The organism is Streptomyces sp. BF23-19 (genome assembly GCF_041106355.1).
In the GTDB taxonomy this organism is placed as follows: Bacteria; Actinomycetota; Actinomycetes; order Streptomycetales; family Streptomycetaceae; genus Streptomyces; species Streptomyces virginiae_A.
Genome location: NZ_JBGBPT010000080.1, coordinates 1 through 16,990, shown reverse-complemented (window position 1 = coordinate 16,990; position 16,990 = coordinate 1). Strand labels below are relative to the sequence as shown.

Annotated in this window: 19 protein-coding genes; 10 read left to right on the top strand and 9 right to left on the bottom strand. The window is 71.5% G+C overall.

Going from position 1 to position 16,990, the window contains the following annotated elements; genetic code table 11:
• The first annotated feature begins 136 nt into the window (after window positions 1-136).
• A complete protein-coding gene (locus tag AB8A24_RS33820; RefSeq protein ID WP_328961798.1) occupies window positions 137-952 on the top strand; it encodes a hypothetical protein in 816 nt (271 codons plus the stop codon).
• Between the two features lie 83 nt (window positions 953-1,035).
• Here AB8A24_RS33820 and AB8A24_RS33815 read toward each other — a convergent pair whose 3' ends face one another.
• Both AB8A24_RS33815 and AB8A24_RS33810 read right to left on the bottom strand, forming a co-directional pair.
• The gene (locus tag AB8A24_RS33815) at window positions 1,036-1,551 is read right to left on the bottom strand and encodes a hypothetical protein (protein ID WP_266380322.1); all 516 of its coding nucleotides are present in this window, start codon (window positions 1,549-1,551) and stop codon (window positions 1,036-1,038) included.
• A 58-nt stretch (window positions 1,552-1,609) separates the two neighbouring features.
• Window positions 1,610-2,725 (bottom strand): magnesium and cobalt transport protein CorA, encoded by a 1,116-nt coding sequence (locus AB8A24_RS33810; RefSeq protein ID WP_266380319.1) that lies wholly within the window; start codon window positions 2,723-2,725, stop codon window positions 1,610-1,612.
• A gap of 389 nt (window positions 2,726-3,114) precedes the next feature.
• Between AB8A24_RS33810 and AB8A24_RS33805 the strand changes: the two genes are divergently transcribed.
• The 4 genes from AB8A24_RS33805 to AB8A24_RS33790 all read left to right on the top strand — a co-directional run bounded on the left by AB8A24_RS33805 (window position 3,115) and on the right by AB8A24_RS33790 (window position 6,011).
• Window positions 3,115-3,699, top strand: coding sequence for a suppressor of fused domain protein (locus tag AB8A24_RS33805; protein ID WP_030711795.1), 585 nt, complete (start codon window positions 3,115-3,117; stop codon window positions 3,697-3,699).
• Between the two features lie 60 nt (window positions 3,700-3,759).
• Complete coding sequence (locus tag AB8A24_RS33800) at window positions 3,760-4,404, top strand: DUF6758 family protein (RefSeq protein ID WP_328961796.1); 645 nt, start codon at window positions 3,760-3,762, stop codon at window positions 4,402-4,404.
• A 62-nt stretch (window positions 4,405-4,466) separates the two neighbouring features.
• On the top strand, window positions 4,467-5,330 hold the full coding sequence (locus AB8A24_RS33795) for a PHP domain-containing protein (RefSeq protein WP_369478418.1): 864 nt from the start codon (window positions 4,467-4,469) through the stop codon (window positions 5,328-5,330).
• A 75-nt stretch (window positions 5,331-5,405) separates the two neighbouring features.
• Window positions 5,406-6,011, top strand: a complete 606-nt coding sequence (locus AB8A24_RS33790) for a MarC family protein (protein WP_266380310.1) — start codon at window positions 5,406-5,408, stop codon at window positions 6,009-6,011.
• A 93-nt stretch (window positions 6,012-6,104) separates the two neighbouring features.
• On the opposite strand, the gene AB8A24_RS33785 is transcribed toward AB8A24_RS33790, so the two are convergent.
• From AB8A24_RS33785 to AB8A24_RS33775, 3 genes are all read right to left on the bottom strand, one after another.
• Window positions 6,105-6,257: a hypothetical protein gene (locus tag AB8A24_RS33785; protein ID WP_167745535.1), complete on the bottom strand. Its 153-nt coding sequence runs from the start codon at window positions 6,255-6,257 to the stop codon at window positions 6,105-6,107.
• Window positions 6,258-6,353: 96 nt separating this feature from the next.
• Entirely contained in the window at window positions 6,354-7,211 is an 858-nt protein-coding gene (locus AB8A24_RS33780; protein WP_369478417.1) for an alpha/beta fold hydrolase, read from the bottom strand.
• A 107-nt stretch (window positions 7,212-7,318) separates the two neighbouring features.
• Window positions 7,319-9,181, bottom strand: coding sequence for a DEAD/DEAH box helicase (locus AB8A24_RS33775; protein WP_369478416.1), 1,863 nt, complete (start codon window positions 9,179-9,181; stop codon window positions 7,319-7,321).
• A gap of 447 nt (window positions 9,182-9,628) precedes the next feature.
• On the opposite strand from AB8A24_RS33775, the gene AB8A24_RS33770 reads away from it, so the two are divergent.
• On the top strand, window positions 9,629-10,387 hold the full coding sequence (locus AB8A24_RS33770; protein WP_328961792.1) for a ferritin-like fold-containing protein: 759 nt from the start codon (window positions 9,629-9,631) through the stop codon (window positions 10,385-10,387).
• A gap of 90 nt (window positions 10,388-10,477) precedes the next feature.
• Here the strand turns inward: AB8A24_RS33770 and AB8A24_RS33765 are convergent, their stop codons facing one another.
• The 4 genes from AB8A24_RS33765 to AB8A24_RS33750 all read right to left on the bottom strand — a co-directional run bounded on the left by AB8A24_RS33765 (window position 10,478) and on the right by AB8A24_RS33750 (window position 12,307).
• Window positions 10,478-10,777 carry a hypothetical protein gene (locus AB8A24_RS33765; protein WP_051773491.1) on the bottom strand — a complete coding sequence of 100 codons (300 nt, stop codon included), beginning with the start codon at window positions 10,775-10,777 and terminating at the stop codon, window positions 10,478-10,480.
• A 112-nt stretch (window positions 10,778-10,889) separates the two neighbouring features.
• Window positions 10,890-11,117 (bottom strand): DUF3107 domain-containing protein, encoded by a 228-nt coding sequence (locus AB8A24_RS33760; RefSeq protein ID WP_030711771.1) that lies wholly within the window; start codon window positions 11,115-11,117, stop codon window positions 10,890-10,892.
• Between the two features lie 164 nt (window positions 11,118-11,281).
• Window positions 11,282-11,920, bottom strand: coding sequence for a TetR/AcrR family transcriptional regulator (locus tag AB8A24_RS33755; RefSeq protein WP_030011335.1), 639 nt, complete (start codon window positions 11,918-11,920; stop codon window positions 11,282-11,284).
• Window positions 11,921-12,091: 171 nt separating this feature from the next.
• Window positions 12,092-12,307: a hypothetical protein gene (locus AB8A24_RS33750; protein WP_266380298.1), complete on the bottom strand. Its 216-nt coding sequence runs from the start codon at window positions 12,305-12,307 to the stop codon at window positions 12,092-12,094.
• Window positions 12,308-12,440: 133 nt separating this feature from the next.
• Between AB8A24_RS33750 and AB8A24_RS33745 the strand changes: the two genes are divergently transcribed.
• From AB8A24_RS33745 to AB8A24_RS33730, 4 genes are all read left to right on the top strand, one after another.
• Entirely contained in the window at window positions 12,441-13,436 is a 996-nt protein-coding gene (locus tag AB8A24_RS33745) for an alpha/beta fold hydrolase (protein ID WP_369478415.1), read from the top strand.
• 5 nt (window positions 13,437-13,441) lie between these two features.
• Entirely contained in the window at window positions 13,442-14,803 is a 1,362-nt protein-coding gene (locus tag AB8A24_RS33740) for a DUF3152 domain-containing protein (protein WP_369478414.1), read from the top strand.
• A gap of 81 nt (window positions 14,804-14,884) precedes the next feature.
• A complete protein-coding gene (locus AB8A24_RS33735; RefSeq protein WP_314243733.1) occupies window positions 14,885-14,980 on the top strand; it encodes an Ms4533A family Cys-rich leader peptide in 96 nt (31 codons plus the stop codon).
• Window positions 14,981-15,182: 202 nt separating this feature from the next.
• Entirely contained in the window at window positions 15,183-16,934 is a 1,752-nt protein-coding gene (locus AB8A24_RS33730) for an ABC transporter substrate-binding protein (RefSeq protein WP_328961789.1), read from the top strand.
• The last annotated feature ends 56 nt before the right edge of the window (window positions 16,935-16,990 follow it).

Here is a 16,990-nt window from a genome sequence, read left to right as displayed (position 1 = left end):
AGTCGTGCCGCCCCTCAGGCTAGCCCGTGCCGGGGGAAAGCGTCCTGGTGGGGCCGTCCGCCCGGGGGCCCGTGAACACCGGGGGCGCGGTCGCGGCCCGCGAAGTACGGGCGGGTACGCTGCCTGCTGCTCGCAGATGTCCGACGAGAGGCACCCGCCCGTGACCGCCTACTTCCCTGCCGCGCGGCTGCGCCGGGCCGCGTTCATCGGTGTGCTGTGCGCGGGCCTCGCCGTCACCGGTACGGGCTGCGGCGAGGACCCCGACGAGGGCACCAACGGCGTCGGCAAGCTCTCCGCCGACAAGATCGAGGCGAAGGCGAAGGCGGCCGCGACCGAGGCCGACTCGGTGCACCTGTCCGGCACGCTGGTGAGCGGCGGCAAGTCCTTCACCCTCGACATGCGGCTCAAGGCGGACGGCGGCACCGGCGAGGTGAAGTCCAACGACGACACCTTCCAGCTGCTGCGCGTGGGGGAGCAGCTGTACCTGAAGGCGAGCGCGGCGTTCTGGGGCCAGTCCGACTCGGCCGGCAAGCTCGGCGACAAGTTCGTGAAGGTGCCCGAGGGCGACCCCTCGTACAAGCAGTTCCGCGGTTTCACCGACATGGACGTGCTGCTGGACGGGCTGCTCGGACTGGAGGGCAAGCTCGCCAAGGGCTCCTACACCAAGGTCGGGCACACCCGCGCGGTCCAGGTCACGGCGGACGCGGGCAAGGGCGGCAAGCTCTCGGTGTCGCTTGAGGGCACCCCGTACCCGCTGCTGATGGAGCGGGCGGGCGGCGCCGGCCGGGTGGAACTCGCCGAGTGGGGCAAGACGTTCCCGCTGGAGGCGCCCGCGCAGGACCAGACGGTCGACTACGGCTCCCAGCTGCCGACGACCAAGGACCAGAGCGGCTCCCCCGCCCCGGCCCCCTCCAAGGGCACCGGCCAGGGCGCGAACCCCACCAAACCGTGAGCCGCCCGCGGGACCCCGGCGCTGCCGAGTCCCGAGATCCCGGTCACAGCACTAGGTCCCTCCGGTCCACCGGAAGAGACGACCTAACCCCGGGCGGCCTTCTTGCGCTTCAGCAGCAGCTTCGGCAGGCCCGCCGGGACGGCCCGGCGGGTCGTCGCCGGGGACGGCAGCGGGACGGCGGCCAGTGAGCCGTCCGGGAGCTGCGCCCGGACCGACTCCGGCTCCAGCCGCAGCAGCCGGCACTCCCGCGCCCACCGCTCGGTCATCGCCTCCGAGTCGGGCGCGTTCAGCCGCTTGCCCTTGAGTTCGGCGACCGCCCCCGCCCACTCCTCGCCGCGCGGCGGGAGTTCCCGTACCGTCGCCGTCCAGGCCACCAGCCGGCCGCCCTTGTCCTTGCTCCGTACGGTCACCTCGGCGGTCGCGCCGTCCGCCAGCCCCGGGAACGGCTGCTCGCCGGGCCCGTCGCCCAGCACATGGGCCGCGCCGTCCACCCAGGCGTGCCACAGGGCGCGGTCGGCCCCGTCGCCGCGCACCCAGATCAGGCCGGACTTCTTCGTGGCCTCCTCGACGAGGGCCAGGTCGAGCGTGCTGAGAGTCATGTCGACAGGGTAGGGGGTCACTCCCCGCGGACGGGCAGGTGTCCAGGGCGGGTCGTCGTCACAGCCATCCGTGCCGGCGCAGCGCGCGGTGGATGGTGAAGCAGGAGGCGGCGATCGCGACCATCACCATCGGATAGCCGTAGCGCCAGTGGAGCTCCGGCATGTGGTCGAAGTTCATCCCGTACACGCCGCAGATCATCGTCGGCACGGCGATGATGGCCGCCCAGGAGGTGATCTTGCGCATGTCCTCGTTCTGGGCGACCGTCGCCTGCGCGAGGTTGGCCTGGAGGATCGAGTTCAGCAGCTCGTCGAAGCCCACCACCTGCTCGTGCACCCGCGCCAGGTGGTCGGCGACATCGCGGAAGTACTTCTGGATGTCCGGGTCCACCAGCCGCATCGGCCGCTCGCTCAGCAGCTCCATCGGACGCAGCAGCGGCGAGACGGCCCGCTTGAACTCCAGCACCTCGCGCTTGAGCTGGTAGATGCGGCCCGCGTCGCCGCCGCGCGCACTGCCCTTGGTCGGGGCGGCGAAGACCTCGCTCTCCACCTCGTCGATGTCGTCCTGCACCGCCGCCGCGACCGCGATGTAGCCGTCGACGACGTGGTCGGCGATGGAGTGCAGGACCGCCGAGGGGCCCTTGGCGAGCAGCTCCGGATCGTCCTGGAGGCGGTGGCGCAGCCCCTTGAGGGAGCCCTGTCCGCCGTGCCGGACGGTGATGACGAAGTCGGGGCCGGTGAAACACATCACCTCGCCGGTCTCCACCACCTCGCTGGTGGCGGTCAGTTCGGCGTGGTCGACGTAGTGGATCGTCTTGAAGACGGTGAAGAGGGTGTCGTCGTAGCGCTCCAGCTTCGGCCGCTGGTGCGCGTGCACCGCGTCCTCCACGGCCAGCGGGTGCAGTCCGAAGGTCGCGGCGATCCCCGCGAACTCGGCCTCCGTCGGCTCGTGCAGACCGATCCAGGCGAACCCGCCGTCCTCGCGGACCCGGCGGATCGCCTCACGGGGCGTCAGGCACGTCGGACCCAGCACCCGCCGCCCGCCGCGGTACACGGCGCAGTCGACCACCGCGCTGCTCGCCGACGGGTCGCGGGTGGTGTCGTAGCCGGGCTGGACGGGGGTGGCCCTGCGCAGGGACGGACGTACGGCCGCACGCAGGTAGGGCAGCATCGACATGACAGGCTCCTTCTCGCGCACGGCTGCGGACCGTACGGGTGGGAGACCCTCCACCGCGGGCGGGCAGGCCCAGGCAGGGGGAGGGAACAGGACGGGAGGACAACGTTCTGCCGTCGCTCTTCTACTGACCGGCGGATCAGGGGATCGAGCAGATCAAAGGGGGCGGGAAACGCCCGTCACAGAAGTGGAAGAGCGATTGGTACTGCACGATCGACTTCGGTCCACCGCAGCCCCACCTCCTCCGGCCGGTCCCCCGTGAGGGACGTCCTGTTGCCGGGGCGCTGAAACACCGCTTCTGCGTGCGGCCCCGAACAGCTGTCAACACTATCAGCCGACGGATGGTCAAGACCCGCCCTTTACCCGCCTGATACGAGTTCTATGCTCGCCTCATGGCAGAAATTCTGGCCCTCGTGGAGGCCCGACTGCGCACGGCGTTCGGTGAACCCGACGCACGCGCCGCCGTCACCTTCCTGGGCACCGACCGCATCGAGGTACTCCGTTTCGCCGAGGGCGACCTCGTGCGGTACGCGACCCTCGGGATGTCCGCGCACCCGATGACCGATCCGACCGCCGTGGTCGCCGACCCCGTACGGGGCCCGCGCGCCGAGCTCGTGCTGACCGTACGGGCAGGACTGGCGGCCACGGACAAACTCCTGCGCCCGCTCGCGGTGCTGGCAGCGTCCCCCCAGGTCGAGGGATTGATCGTGGCCCCCGGGGCCTCGCTGGACGTGGGCGAACCGCTCTGGGACGGGGCCCCCTTCAGCTCCGTCCTCGTGGCGGAACCGGGTGGTCTGGTCGAGGACCTGGAGCTCGACGAGCCCATGGATCCGGTCCACTTCCTCCCCTTGCTGCCGATGACGGCGAACGAGGCCGCCTGGAAGCGCGTGCACGGAGCGGCCGCGCTCCAGGAACGCTGGCTCGCGCGCGGAACGGACCTGCGGGATCCTTTGCGGAGCGCCGTCGCACTGGACTGAGGGCCCGGACGGGTGAGCGTGCCTTGACTGGGGGCCGGGCGGGGAGGAGCGTGGCTTCTTATGAGGGGTGAACCAAGTTGCCCGAAGTGCGGTGGCCGGGTCAGGGCGCCCGGACTCTTCTCCGACTCCTGGCAGTGCGCGGTGCACGGCGCTGTCCACCCCCTGCAACCCGTCATCCCGCCGAGCGTCGAAGGCCTGAGCGTGGTGGTGCACCGGACGCGGGTACCGGTGTGGATGCCGTGGCCGCTGCCGGTGGGGTGGCTGTTCACGGGGGTCGCGTCCGCGGGTGACGACCGCAGCGGTGGCCGGGCGACGGCGGTGGCCTGTTCGGGCCCCGGCCCGCTGGGCGGAATCGGCGAGCTGCTGCTGATCGCGGAGGAGCTGGGCGTGGGCCTCGGCGCACGGTACGCGGGTATCGACGGAGTCGACCCCGGCTCGTCCATCGACGTATCGGCGCCGCCCCATGCCAAGGTGGTCGCCGCCGGCCGGCCGACACCGCTGTGGCACGTCAACGGCGGCCCCGACGACCGGGCCGTCTTCGCCGGCGAGGCGCGCGGCCTGTGGCTCTGGGCGATCGTCTGGCCGGAGCAGTCCGGCCTGCTGATGTACGACGAGCTCGTCCTCACCGACCTGCGTGACGCGGGGGCCGAGGTCGAGCTCGTTCCGTGCGGGGCCCTGAGCCCGCGCATCCTGGGCCCTGCCTGAGGGGGTCCGCGGCCCGGTTATCCTGGAGTGTCCCCCGTACGTTCGAACCATGGAGCCAGGCTGTGCGCATCGACCTGCACGCCCACTCCACGGCCTCCGACGGTACGGACACCCCCGCCGAGCTGGTGCGCAATGCCGCCGCCGCCGGGCTGGACGTGGTCGCGCTGACCGACCACGACACCGTGCGCGGATACGGCGAGGCCCTCGCGGCCCTGCCCGCCGGACTGACGCTGGTGACCGGGGCCGAACTCTCCTGCCGGCTCGACGGGGTCGGCGTGCACATGCTCGCGTACCTCTTCGACCCCGAGGAGCCCGAGTTGGCCCGGGAGCGGGAACTCGTCCGCGACGACCGCACCCCGCGCGCCCAGGCCATGATCGGCAAGCTCCAGGACCTCGGCGTCGACGTCACCTGGGAGCAGGTGGCCCGGATCGCCGGTGACGGCTCGGTCGGGCGGCCGCACATCGCCACCGCCCTCGTCGAACTGGGCGTCGTACCCACCGTCTCGGACGCCTTCACGCCCGACTGGCTCGCCGACGGCGGCCGCGCGTACGCCGAGAAGCACGAGCTCGACCCGTTCGAGGCCGTGCGCCTGGTGAAGGCGGCCGGCGGGGTCACCGTCCTCGCGCACCCCGCCGCCGTCAAGCGCGGCCGGTGCGTCTCCGAGTCCGCGATGGCCGAGATGGCTTCCGCGGGCCTGGACGGCATCGAGGTGGACCACATGGACCACGACGCCGACACCCGCGCGCGGATGCGCGGCCTGGCGTCGGACCTCGGCCTGCTGACCACGGGGTCCAGCGACTACCACGGCAGCCGCAAGACCTGTCGCCTCGGGGAGTTCACGACCGACCCCGAGATCTACGGCGAGATCACGCGCCGTGCGACGGGGGCCTTCCCGGTGCCGGGCGCCGGCGGACGCGAGCGCTGATCGGCCGGATCCGGCCCGCACCACCCGTCCCACACTTCTTCTTCGCGACACCCCTCTCTTCTGCAAGGCATCACTGTGTTTGATTTCGCCGTCTTCGGATCACTTTTTCTCACCCTTTTTGTGATCATGGACCCGCCGGGGATCACGCCGATCTTCCTGGCGCTGACCTCCGGCCGCCCCGTCAAGGTGCAGCGCCGCATGGCCTGGCAGGCCGTCTGCGTGGCCTTCGGTGTCATCGCGGTCTTCGGTATCTGCGGCCAGCAGATCCTGGACTACCTGCACGTCTCCGTCCCGGCGCTGATGATCGCCGGTGGTCTGCTGCTCCTGCTGATCGCGCTGGACCTGCTCACCGGCAAGAACGACGAGCCGAAGCAGACCAAGGACGTGAACGTGGCGCTGGTCCCGCTCGGCATGCCGCTGCTGGCCGGCCCCGGCGCGATCGTGTCCGTGATCCTGGCCGTCCAGAAGGCCGACGGCCCCGCCGGACAGGTCTCGGTCTGGGCCGCGATCGTGGCCATGCACGTGGTGCTGTGGATCACCATGCGCTACTCGCTGGTGATTATCCGGGTCATCAAGGACGGCGGCGTCGTCCTCGTCACCCGGCTCGCGGGCATGATGCTCTCGGCGATCGCCGTCCAGCAGATCATCAACGGCGTGCTCCAGGTGGTCAGCGGCGCCTGAGGCGCCGCCGCGCCCCTGCCGTACACGGCCGCACATGCGAACGCCCCCGAACCGGGATCGGTGCGGGGGCGCGAACGTTCTTCGTGCGGTGCGTCAGCAGGACGCACTCTCGGCCGGTCGGATCAGGATGCGCTGGCCGACGGCTGCGGCCTGCTGCACGATCCGGTTGACGGAGGCCGCGTCGACGACGGTGCTGTCCACGGCGGACCCGTCGACGTCGTCCAGGCGCAGAATCTCGAAGCGCATGGGGCTTCTCCCTTCGTCAGTGTTTCTCTTGCACTGGTTCAACGAAGTGTAGGCCGCAATCATTCCCTACGCTAACGAAATTTTTTCACTGGCTAACTATGAGCCGGTGCAGGAGTCCCAGAACGCCGCCAGCTCGCGCGCCGTCGTGGCCGGGTCCTCGGCGTTCGGGGAGTGATCCGTCCCCGGCACGATCACCCGCCGTGCCCCCAGGCGCCGGGCCGTCTCGTCCAGCAGCGGCACCGGCCAGGCCTGGTCCACGGCCCCGGACAGGACCAGCTTCGGCAGGTCGACGCGGCTCAGCTCCGCCACCCGGTCCGGCTCGCAGATCAGCGTCCGACCGGTGACGATCAGCTGCTCGGGGACGGTGGCCAGCCACCGCTCGCGCAGGAAGTGCGCGAGCTCCGGGGAGTCCGCGGCCGCGTCCGCGGGGTCGTGGGCCCGCATCGCCGCCCAGATCCCGGGCATGTCGTCGCCCATCGCCTCCAGCGCGGCGACCAGCAGCTTCGTCCGGGCCTGCTGGTCCTCGGAGATCGCGGCCGGCCCGCTGCTCATCAGGGTGAGCGAGGCGAACGGCGTGGGGTCGCGCAGCACGGCGGCGCGGGAGATCAGCCCGCCGAGCGAGTGGCCGACCAGGTGCACACGGTCCTCGCCCAGCGCGCGTACCTGCGCCAGGACGTCCCGCGCCAGCTCCTCCGAGGCGTACGGGGCCTCCTCGCGCGGGCCCGGGGTCTCGTGCTGGCCGCGGCCGTCCACGGCGACGACCCGGTACCCGGCGGCCGCCAGCGGCTCCAGGAGACCGATGAAGTCCTCCTTGCTGCCCGTGAAGCCGGGGACCAGCAGGGCGGTGCCGCGTACGGGCTCACCGGCCTCGTGCACGGCGAAACCGCCGCGCTCGGTGGTGAGGAGGTACGCACGGGCGGCGGCGGGCAGGGTGAGGCGCGGCGGCTTGCTCATGGCCCGAGGTTACCGGCCCGTACGGGCGGTGGCACGGCCCGGGCGCACCGATGGCCCCGACCCCCTCGGAAGGGGATCGGGCCCATCGGCGGGGTGCTGCGTGAGGCTCAGGCCTCCGGCGCGGCCGCGACCTTGCGGGTGCGGGTGCGCTTCGGCTTGACCGGGGTCTCCTCGGCCACGGCGACGGCCTCGGTGGCGACCGGAGCGGCCTCCGCGACCTTGCGGGTACGGGTCCGCTTCGGCTTGACCGGAGCCTCCTCGGCGGGAACCTCGGCGACCGGGGTCACCACGGCTGCCGGGGCGGCCTTGCGGGTGGTGCGCCGGGCCCGGACGGGCTCGACCAGCGGCGCCATCTGGAAGTCCGGCTCCGGCTCGGTCGGGGCGACCTTGCGGGTGCGGACGCGCTTCGGACGGGCCGGGGCCTCCTCGGCGACCGGGGTCACCGGGGCCGGAGCCTCGACGACCGGGGCCGGAGCCTCGGCGACCGGCGCGGCCACGGCGGCCTGGGTCGGCACCGCGGCCACCCGGGTGCGGCGGCGACGCGGACGGCGCGGCTCGTCGGCGGCCGGGGCCGCGGGGGCCTCGGGAGCCTGGACCGGGGTCACCGCTGCGGTGGCCTCGGCGCCCTCGGCGAGCTCCGTCCCGCCGCGGGTGCGGCGGGGCTGGCGCGGCGTACGGGTACGGGCCGGACGCTCCTCGGTCACCACGGCGGCGGCCGCGGGACCGGAGCGGCCGCCACGGCCACCGCGGCCGCCGGTCTCGCCCAGGTCCTCGAGGTTCTCGGCCTTCAGGCCGGCCCGCGTGCGCTCGGCGCGCGGCAGGATGCCCTTGGTGCCGGCCGGGATGTTCATCTGCTCGAACAGGTGCGGCGACGTGGAGTACGTCTCGACCGGGTCGTGGAAGTCCAGCTCCAGCGCCTTGTTGATCAGCTGCCAGCGCGGGATGTCGTCCCAGTCGACCAGGGTGACGGCGATGCCCTTGTTGCCCGCGCGGCCGGTGCGGCCCACACGGTGCAGGAAGGTCTTCTCGTCCTCCGGCGTCTGGTAGTTGATGACGTGGGTCACACCCTCGACATCGATACCGCGCGCGGCGACGTCGGTGCACACCAGCACGTCGACCTTGCCGTTGCGGAACGCGCGCAGCGCCTGCTCACGCGCGCCCTGGCCCAGGTCGCCGTGGACGGCGCCGGACGCGAAACCGCGCTTCTCCAGCTGCTCGGCGATGTCGGCCGCCGTGCGCTTGGTACGGCAGAAGATCATGGCCAGGCCACGGCCCTCGGCCTGCAGGATGCGGGAGACCAGCTCCGGCTTGTCCATGTTGTGCGCACGGAAGACGTGCTGCGTGATGTTGGCGACGGTCGCGCCCTCGCCGTCCTCGGAGACGGCGCGGATGTGCGTCGGCTGCGTCATGTAGCGGCGGGCCAGGCCGATGACCGCACCCGGCATGGTCGCCGAGAACAGCATCGTCTGACGCTTCGCGGGCAGGTACGCCATGATCTTCTCGACGTCGGGCAGGAAGCCCAGGTCGAGCATCTCGTCGGCCTCGTCCAGGACGAGGGCCTTGACGCGCGAGAGGTCGAGCTTCTTCTGCCCGGCCAGGTCGAGCAGGCGGCCCGGGGTGCCGACGATCACGTCGACGCCCTTCTTGAGCGCCTCGACCTGGGGCTCGTACGCGCGACCGCCGTATATGGCGAGGACGCGGACGTTGCGGACCTTGCCCGCGGTCAGGAGGTCGTTGGTGACCTGGGTGCACAGCTCGCGGGTCGGAACCACCACGAGGGCCTGCGGGGCGTCGGTCAGCTGCGCGGGGGTGGCGCGGCCGGCCTCGACGTCGGCAGGGACGACGACCCGCTCCAGCAGGGGAAGGCCGAAACCGAGCGTCTTGCCGGTACCGGTCTTGGCCTGGCCGATGACGTCCGTGCCGGAAAGGGCGACGGGGAGGGTCATCTCCTGGATCGGGAAGGGGGACACGATGCCGACGGCCTCAAGGGCCTCGGCCGTCTCGGGAAAGATCCCGAGGTCTCGGAACGTAGTCAGGGTGCTGCCTCTTCTGTGAGACGCGGCGCGAGGCGGCGAGGGGGGTCGTACCGTGCCGTGCTTGCAGTACTGCTACGTACGAAGCTGCGCGGGACCACTAGCCTTCGCTCAAGCGCATCTGCCGCTGAGGGGGCCCCTCGTGGTAGGCGGTACGCATGAACGTACGCACCGCACCGAGGGCGGTCGGTTGGAGCCGATCGGGCCACCGACCGGGCATCCTCATTCGGATGGCCCGCCGAGTGTTCGGCAGGCGCATTACCACTGTACCCCGGAATCGCGCAGGTGTGTCGGGTGAATTCACCGGGTAGGCGCGTTTAGCTGGACAGGCAAGGATCCGGCGTGGTGACTTGGAGGGCCATTAGGCGGGCTATTGTGCGGAGCATGTCGACCGTAGAAAACGCCTCGCCCGCCGACGACAGCGCCCCCGCCGACGCCGTCGGTATCGCCTCCCAGGACTGGGCCGCCGCCTCTGCCTCGCCGCAGTACCGCGCCGCCGTCGTGGACCTGCTCGGCGCGCTCGCCTACGGAGAGCTCGCGGCCTTCGAGCGCCTCGCGGAGGACGCGAAGCTCGCGCCCACCCTGGACGACAAGGCCGAGCTCGCCGCGATGGCCTCCGCCGAGTTCCACCACTTCGAGCGGCTGCGGGACCGGCTCGCGGCGATCGAGGTCGAGCCCACCGCCGCCATGGAGCCCTTCGCCAAGGGCGTCGACGACTTCCACCGCCAGACCGCGCCCTCGGACTGGCTGGAGGGCCTGGTCAAGGCCTACGTCGGCGACTCCATCGCCAGTGACTTCTACCGCGAGGTCGCCACCCACCTGGACACCGACACCCGCGCCCTCGTGCTCGGCGTGCTCGACGACACCGGCCACGGCAACTTCGCCGTCGAGAAGGTCCGCGCGGCGATCGAGGCGGACCCGCGCTGCGGCGGTCGGCTCGCGCTCTGGGCCCGCCGGCTCATGGGCGAGGCCCTCTCGCAGGCCCAGCGCGTGGTCGCCGAGCGCGACGCGCTCTCGACCATGCTGGTCGGCGGCGTCGACGGAATGGCGGCCGGCTTCGACCTGGCGGCCGTCGGCGAGATGTTCACCCGCATCACCAAGGCCCACACCAAGCGCATGGCGGCCCTCGGCCTCGCCGCCTGAGCCCACGGGCGCCCGCGAGGCTCCGTACCGCTCCACACGTCGGCCCCGGCGCGCACACGTATGTGGTTCAGGGGTCAGGGGGCGGGGTGGTCAGCCCCTCGACGGGAGTGAAAACGGAGTCCTGTGGGACCGCCTGCGGGGCCCTGCGGCCGGTCGGAGCAACAGGGACAGGACCACGGCCGACACCAACACCGCACCGATCAGCGTCGCGGTCAGGGTGTTGTGCCCGGGCCCCAACGCGAAGTGGGTCAGATACGCCCCGAACAGCGCCCCGAGCACCCCGCTGACCAGCACCACTTTGGTGGAAGGCAACCGGCGCGTGAGCACCCTGGCGGCTGTCGCGGACAAGGCGAGGCCCAGGAATGCGGAGCCGAGCACTTCCAGCAGCAGCATGAGGTCTCTCCCATACGTCAGGGCAAACCGGGTCACTGCGGTCCTACCCGAAGCGGAAGAAACAGAAACGGCCCGGTGGGATCAACCACCGGGCCGTTTCCAACAGTTCTCAGAGCGCGCCGAAACCGACCTTGCGCGTGCTCGGCTCGCCCAGGTCGACATACGACAGGCGGTCCGACGGCACGAGGACCTTGCGGCCCTTGTTGTCGGTGAGGCTCAGCAGCGGCGACTGACCGGAGAGCGCGGCGGCGACGACGGCCTCCAGCTCCTCGGCGCTCAGGTCGCTCTCCAGCACGATCTCCCGGGGTGCGTGCTGCACGCCGATCTTGACCTCCACGGCTTTGTCCCTCCGACGATCCGGTTCGCGCGATCAGCCGCGCCGTACGCGGTCCACATTAGCCCGGAGAGGGGACGCGGACCGCGCAGAGCGGACACGCTCGCAGCGAACAGCGGTCGACGAGGCCCGCCGATGTCGCGGGCGCCGTCGGTGAGGCCGGTCCCTCAGGACTCCGTGCCGTGCAGCGGGAAGCCGGCGATACCGCGCCAGGCGAGCGAGGTCAGCAGGCCGACCGCCGTCTCCCGGGCGACCGGGCTCTCGCTGGAGAGCCAGTAGCGGGCCACGACCTGCGAGACCCCACCCAGGCCCACGGCGAGCAGCATCGACTCGTCCTTGGACAGGCCGGTGTCCTCGGCGATGACGTCGGAGATGGCCTCGGCGCACTGGAGCGAGACCCGGTCGACGCGCTCGCGCACCGCCGGCTCGTTCGTCAGGTCGGACTCGAAGACCAGCCGGAAGGCGCCGCCCTCCTCCTCGACGTACGCGAAGTAGGCGTCCATCGTGGCCGCCACGCGCAGCTTGTTGTCCGTCGTCGACGCGAGGGCCGTGCGCACGGCCAGCAGCAGGGCCTCGCAGTGCTGGTCCAGCAGGGCCAGGTACAGGTCGAGCTTGCCGGGGAAGTGCTGGTACAGCACCGGCTTGCTCACGCCGGCCCGCTCGGCGATGTCGTCCATGGCCGCCGCGTGATACCCCTGCGCGACGAAAACCTCCTGAGCCGCGCCCAGCAGCTGGTTGCGCCGGGCTCGGCGCGGCAGTCGCGTGCCCCGCGGACGCGCTGCCTCGGTCTGCTCGATGGCTGTCACGCCGCCTCCCACTTTCTCTAAGAACACAGTGCGCTCTGCGCCGCGCCGCCATCGTACTTTTCGGTAACCGAATCTGGTGGGTTCAATCCGAGTTTTCTCGCGGTACGGACGGCCCGGAGGCGCTGGTCAGCGGTTTGATCAGCGGTTTGATCGATGCCCGATCGACCGGGGTCAGCGGTAGTCGTCCTCGTCCAGCGGCACCACCCGCGCCTGCTCGACGGCATCGCCGTCCGTGACACCGTCCACCGGGCGCGCGGTGATCGGGTCGTCCTCGTCCGGCCGGAGATCGGCCAGCTGCTCCGCCACATCCGCCTCGGGCGCCTCAGGATCGAGGGATTCCGGAAACTGCTCCCGGAAGGTGTCCGGCTCCGCAGGGTCGACAGTCATGCCGCTCCCCTCGCTTCCTTGTGCTCACTTACGAGCCTAGGAGGATCGCGCAGGCACCGCTAGACGGATCCGATGTGTGTCTGTGACGGCGAACACAAGAGGAGGAGCGTGATCGTCTCGTAACATTGCCCGCATGTCTTCGACCGAGCTGCCGGGCGTACGGTCCACCGCCGAGCTGTCCTCCCAGGTGGGAGCTGTTCGAGTGGCCGAAGGGGAGCAGCTGCGCACCGTCGCGCTGCCCGGCCTGGAACTGGCCGTCCGGGTCCGGCCGCCCCTGCGCACCGGGCTGCCACGCGCTCTGTTCGTGCACGGACTCGGCGGTTCCTCCCAGAACTGGTCGGATCTGATGGCGCGACTGGCCGACACCGTCGACGGCGAGGCCCTCGACCTGCCGGGCTTCGGCTGGTCCCCACCACCCGCCGACCGGGACTACTCCGTCACCGCCTTCGCCCGCGCCGTGATCCGGCACCTCGACGCCGCCGGGCGCGGCCCGGTCCACCTGTTCGGGAACTCCCTCGGCGGCGCCGTCTCCACCCGCGTGGCGGCCGTCCGGCCCGACCTGGTGAGCACCCTGACGCTCGTCTCGCCCGCCCTGCCCGAACTGCGCGTGCAGAAGTCGGCCGTGCCGACCGCGCTGCTCGCCGTGCCCGGGGTGGCCGGGCTCTTCAACCGACTGACACAGGGACTCAGCGCCGAGCAGCGCACCCGTGGGGTGACGGAGCTCTGTTACGGGGACTCCTCCCGGGTGACGCCGGAGGGGTTCCGCAACGCCGTCGAGGAGATGGAGCGACGGATGGCGCTCCCGTACTTCTGGGAGGCGATGACCCGCTCCTCGCGCGGCATCGTCGACGCCTACACCCTCGGTGGCCAGCACGGACTGTGGCGGCAGGCCCAACGGGTTCTCGCGCCCTCGCTGCTGGTCTACGGTGGCCGGGACCAACTGGTCTCGTACCGTATGGCGCACAAGGCGGCCGCGGCCTACCGCGGTTCGCGCTTGCTGTGTCTGCCCGAGGCCGGACACGTGGCGATGATGGAGTACCCCGAGGTGGTGGCCGCCGCCTTCCGGGAGCTGCTGAGCGACACCGGGACGGGCGAGAGTGACCGATATACCGAAGACGGCAGAGGCTGAGGACCGTGGGACGACATAGTCGCAAGGGCCCTGCCCCAGCTCCGGCTCCGGCCCCCGCCCCGGCACCCGCCCGGCCGCAGCCGGAGCCCGCGCCCCTGCCCTACGAGCAACCGCCCGCCGGGTACTGGCCCGAACCGACCGTCACCCACCAGGGGTACGTGCCCCAGGACCGGTACCACGCCGACGCGCGGACCGGCGGCCACCCCCAGCAGTACGAGTCCGACGACGTCTGGGGGGCCCACCCCGACTCCGTGTACGGCGACTGGCGGGGAGTACGGCGCCCGCACGAGGCCACCGCCACCGCGCCCACGCCCGCGCCCACGGCCTTCCGTGACAGCGACACCCCGGCCTTCGGGACCCCCGCGGTGGGCTTCCCGCAGGTCACCCTGACGCCGCCGGCCGGATTCGACCTCGACCCCGTCACCTCCACCGGCGCGCAGCCCCGGGTGCCCGGACCGCGCAAGCCGGTCGACCCGGTGGCTCCGGCCGTGCCCGAGGACGCCGACGACGGTGCCGATGAGACCTCCGGCTCCGGCCGCGGCCGGAAGGCCCGTACGTACACCGGCCTGGCCGCCGTGGCCGTCACCACCGTCCTCGCCGTCGTCGTCGCCGGCCAGGTGACCTCGGACGGGGACGGCGAGAAGTCCGGCGCGCAGGCCGCCGGCAACAGCCGCGCCGACACCGGCGCCTCCCGCTCCGACGACCGCTCGACCCCGCCGCAGGCGGTGGCGCCGGCGGCGCCGTCCGCCGCGCCCGAGGTGGAGCTGACGTACGAGCAGAAGATGGCCAAACAGCTGCCGATCGACGCGAAACTCGCCGGACCCGGCACCTTCGACACCGTGCCCGGGGTGGCCAAGGCCCCCGGCAAGGGCAAGCTCGTGCGCTACCGGGTCGACGTCGAGCAGGGTCTCGGCCTGGACCCGCAGCTGTTCGCCGAGGCCGTCCACCGCACCCTCAACGACCCGCGCAGCTGGGCCCACAACGGCGAGAAGACCTTCGAGCGGGTGCCGGGCGGCGAGGCGGACTTCGTGATCACCCTGGCCAGTCCCGGGACCACCGGGGTCTGGTGCGCCAAGTCCGACCTGGACACCACCGTCGACAACGTCTCCTGCGACTCCGCGTCCACGGACCGGGTGATGATCAACGCGTTCCGATGGGCGCAGGGCTCCGCGACCTACGGGCCGGACCAGATGTTCACCTACCGGCAGATGCTCATCAACCACGAGGTCGGACACCGGCTCGGACACGGACACGTGAACTGCCGCACCCCCGGCGCGCTCGCGCCGATCATGCAGCAGCAGACCAAGTCCCTCGACATCAACGGCATCCAGTGCAAGCCCAACCCCTGGGTGTTCCCGGACAGTTGACCGATGCGCCGTGACCCCGCCCGCCGGCCGGGCGGGGACCCGCGTTGACAATCCGTCCGATCATCGGCAATCGTTCTCCGCATGTCGCACCACCACACCATGACCGCGAGCGCCGCCATAGAGCTGGCGCTGCTCGGTGTGACCGCGCACAGCGTCGCCGACATCTTCTGTCGCTGACTCCCCCTGGGCCTTGCGGCCCGGGAGGTGTCCCCGACCCGCGAGCGCCGCGACCTTCCGCCTTTCCACCGCCGCGCCCGGGTGTACGTACGCCCGCAGGTGCGGCTTCCTCGTGTTTCGGTGCCCGATCCGGCACCGCGTCGACCGCTGCCCCTCGCGTGGCCCTTCCGCCCTTCCTTCACGCCGAGAGGTCTCCACACCCATGTCTTCCGCCGGACCTGCCCGTCATCTCATAGCGCGCCGCGTGGCCGCCGTCACCGTCAGCCTCGTCCTGGCCGGGGGCGCCGCGGCCTGCGGGCCCAAGGACGGTGCGGACAAGGCCGGTTCGGGCGACAAGCCGGGCGCGGCCGGGGGCGCGCCGCAGAAGGGCGGCACCCTGACCGTCCTCAACTCCGAGCCGCAGAGCGACTTCGACCCGGCCCGGCTCTACACCTCGGGCGGCGGAAACGTTCCCTCGCTGGTCTTCCGTACGCTGACCACCCGCAACCGCGAGGACGGCGCCGCCGGCACCAAGGTCGTCCCCGACCTGGCCACCGACACCGGAAAGCCCAACGCCGACGCCACCGAGTGGACGTACACGCTCAAGGACGGGCTGAAGTACGAGGACGGCACCCCGATCACCACCGCCGACATCAAGTACGGCATCGAGCGGTCCTTCGCCGCCGAGCTGTCGGGCGGCGCCCCCTACCTGCGGGACTGGCTGGTCGGCGGCGAGAGCTACGAGGGCCCGTACAAGGACGGCGGCAAGGGGCTCGACTCGATCCTCGTGCCCGACCCGAAGACGATCGTCTTCAAACTCCGCAAGCCCGAGGGCGAGTTCCCCTTCGTCGCCACGCAGACGCAGTTCGCACCCGTCCCCAGAGGCAAGGACACCGGGGTCAAGTACGAGGAGCACCCCGTCTCCTCCGGCCCGTACAAGGTCGTCAAGAACGACAACGACGGCGAGCACCTCACCCTGGAGCGCAACGAGCACTGGGACGAGAAGACCGACGAGGAGCGCAAGGCCTACCCGGACAAGATCGACGTCCGCTCCGGGCTGGACGCCGCCGTCATCAACCAGCGCCTGACCACCAGCTCCGGCCCCGACGCCGCCGCCGTCACCACCGACACCAACCTGGGACCTGCCGAACTCGCCCAGATCGGCGACAACAAGGAGCTCGCCGGACGCGTCGGCACCGGCCACTTCGGCTACATCAACTACCTGGCCTTCAACCCGAAGGTGGCCCCCTTCGACAACCCGAAGGTGCGCCAGGCCATCTCCCACGCGATCAACCGCACCAGCGTGATCAACGCCGCCGGCGGATCCGCGCTGGCCGAACCGGCCACCACCTTCCTGCCCGAGCGCGAGGCCTTCGGCTTCACCCCGTACGACCACTTCCCGGCGGGGAAGACCGGCGACCCGGCCAAGGCCAAGCAGCTGCTCGCGGAGGCGGGCTTCCCCGACGGCCTCACCGTCACCCTGACCCACTCCACCGCGCAGAACCGCCAGACCAGCCCCGAGGTCGCCACCGCCGTGCAGCAGGCCCTCGCCGCCGCCGGCATCACCGTCAAGCTGGAAGGCCTGGAGAACAACGCCTTCAACGAGAAGCGCTGGGACGCCAAGAACACCCCCGGCTTCTTCCTCTCCCGCTGGGGCGCCGACTGGCCGTCCGGCGGCCCCTTCCTCGCGCCGATCTTCGACGGCCGGCAGATCGTGACCAACGGCTCCAACTACAACCACGCGCAGCTGAACGACCCGGCCGTGAACACCGAGATCGACGAGATCGCCAAGCTGACCGACCTCGCGGCGGCCGGCAAGCGCTGGGGCGCACTCGACAAGAAGATTGGTGAGCAGGCCCTGGACGTGCCGCTCTTCCACCCCGTCTACAAGCGACTCGTCGGCAAGGACATCAAGAACGTCGTGATCAGCGACTGGACCGGCGTCCTCGACATCTCGCAGGTCTCCGTCAAGTGAGCGTCGCCCTGAAGCAGCCGGCGCAGCAGCCGGTGCCCGCGCCCGGGGCTCCCGCC

Bases quoted from the DNA above. Each gene is read 5' to 3' on its own strand.
- AB8A24_RS33820 (WP_328961798.1), top strand. From the start codon at position 137: ATGTCCGACGAGAGGCACCCGCCCGTGACCGCCTACTTCCCTGCCGCG.
- AB8A24_RS33815 (WP_266380322.1), bottom strand. From the start codon at position 1,551: ATGACTCTCAGCACGCTCGACCTGGCCCTCGTCGAGGAGGCCACGAAG.
- AB8A24_RS33810 (WP_266380319.1), bottom strand. From the start codon at position 2,725: ATGTCGATGCTGCCCTACCTGCGTGCGGCCGTACGTCCGTCCCTGCGC.
- AB8A24_RS33805 (WP_030711795.1), top strand. From the start codon at position 3,115: ATGGCAGAAATTCTGGCCCTCGTGGAGGCCCGACTGCGCACGGCGTTC.
- AB8A24_RS33800 (WP_328961796.1), top strand. From the start codon at position 3,760: ATGAGGGGTGAACCAAGTTGCCCGAAGTGCGGTGGCCGGGTCAGGGCG.
- AB8A24_RS33785 (WP_167745535.1), bottom strand. From the start codon at position 6,257: ATGCGCTTCGAGATTCTGCGCCTGGACGACGTCGACGGGTCCGCCGTG.
- AB8A24_RS33780 (WP_369478417.1), bottom strand. From the start codon at position 7,211: ATGAGCAAGCCGCCGCGCCTCACCCTGCCCGCCGCCGCCCGTGCGTAC.
- AB8A24_RS33770 (WP_328961792.1), top strand. From the start codon at position 9,629: ATGTCGACCGTAGAAAACGCCTCGCCCGCCGACGACAGCGCCCCCGCC.
- AB8A24_RS33750 (WP_266380298.1), bottom strand. From the start codon at position 12,307: ATGACTGTCGACCCTGCGGAGCCGGACACCTTCCGGGAGCAGTTTCCG.
- AB8A24_RS33745 (WP_369478415.1), top strand. From the start codon at position 12,441: ATGTCTTCGACCGAGCTGCCGGGCGTACGGTCCACCGCCGAGCTGTCC.
- AB8A24_RS33735 (WP_314243733.1), top strand. From the start codon at position 14,885: ATGTCGCACCACCACACCATGACCGCGAGCGCCGCCATAGAGCTGGCG.
- AB8A24_RS33730 (WP_328961789.1), top strand. From the start codon at position 15,183: ATGTCTTCCGCCGGACCTGCCCGTCATCTCATAGCGCGCCGCGTGGCC.